Origin of the sequence: Polynucleobacter sp. MG-28-Ekke-A2, from assembly GCF_035012985.1 — a bacterium.
Lineage (GTDB): Bacteria > Pseudomonadota > Gammaproteobacteria > Burkholderiales > Burkholderiaceae > Polynucleobacter.
On record NZ_JAYGQU010000046.1, the window covers coordinates 1 to 1,429 of the forward strand.

1 protein-coding gene is annotated in these 1,429 nt (G+C 46.3%); it reads left to right on the forward strand.

Translation table 11 applies throughout. The features are described from left to right. Positions 1–146 precede the first annotated feature (146 nt). Complete coding sequence (locus tag VC188_RS11835) at positions 147–1,289, forward strand: Kelch repeat-containing protein (RefSeq protein ID WP_323484098.1); 1,143 nt, start codon at positions 147–149, stop codon at positions 1,287–1,289. Positions 1,290–1,429 lie beyond the last annotated feature (140 nt).

Here is a 1,429-nt window from a genome sequence, read left to right on the forward strand (position 1 = left end):
CAGTTTGGCTAAGGTGTTGATAGGTCATGGCTACTTTGACTTGCAGGTCTAGAAGCTTTGGATACTAAAACATCCTTAGCCTCCTTAACTAGTTGTTCAAAGTTGCACTTCGTAGTTGAATCCACCTAACCTTCTAAGTATTCAATATGAAAAAGTATATTGCATCCCTTTTCTTTGCCTGTGTTGGCGCTACTTTAATTTCATGCGGTGATGGTGGATCAAATTCATCAACATCAACTAGCACCACTGGAACATTCACAGCAACTGGCATGATGTCATCCCCTCGCTCTATGCCAACAGCAAATTTATTGACAGATGGTCGTGTACTGGTGGCGGGCGGCGTGGGATCCGGGGCAATCGCTGTTGCCTCTGCTGATCTTTACGATCCTGTATCAAGGACATTTAGTGCGACTGGATCTATGTCGAATCCTCGTTATGCCGCAGCTTCTGTGCGGCTTTTAGATGGACGTATTTTTGTAGCAGGGGGTGAAGGTGTAGATGGTAAAGGTATTAACACTGTTGAAATCTATAACCCCACAGCTGCAACATGGCAGACAACGGGCAACATGAGCACTGCGCGTGTTAATCCCGCAGCAACCTTATTAGAGAATGGTAAGGTTTTGGTTGTCGGTGGCTATAGTGTGGATAGTAATTGTTGCGCTCTTACCAGCGCTGAAATCTATGATCCCGCTACTGGAACATTTTCTCCCACCGGATCCATGTCTACTGCTCGTCGAAACACAACAGCAACTTTGCTCAATAACGGTACAGTACTAATAGCTGGTGGCTACAACGGAAGCAATGTAGATGCGCCAGAAATTTATAATCCAGCTACTGGCATGTTTAGTGTGACAGGCTCAATGGGTACACCTCGACGCTTTCCAACGGCCAATCTTTTATTGGATGGAAAAGTACTGGTTGTAGGAGGATATGGTGCCGATAATGTCGTTCTTGCATCCGCTAGCTTATACAACATGCAAACGGGCACTTTTTCTTATACAGGGTCATTGAATACTCCAACTGGCCGACAAACATCCACACTTTTGATTGATGGCAAGGTTCTGATCGCCGGTGGATACAATCCGGGAACGGACCAAGTGTTGTCTTCCGCGGAGCTTTACGATCCAGTTACGAGTACCTTTTCTTACACAGGATCTATGACAGTGCCTCGCTGGCGTCATGCTGAAGCGCGTTTATTAAATGGCGATGTCTTGATGGTAGGCGGCGCAAGCATAGGCGGAAACGGCGATAACGCAATTGCATCAGCAGAGACGTATTCACGAAGATAGGGCTAAGGTCTGCTATGGGTCTTGATTTCAACCCGTCGATGCAACAGTTAGGGCAAAACGTTCTGCCGGTGTTTGATAGTTTAGTGTTTTTCTAGGGCGTTCATTGAGTTGCCTTGCTACTGCATTGAGTTTGGCTTGAG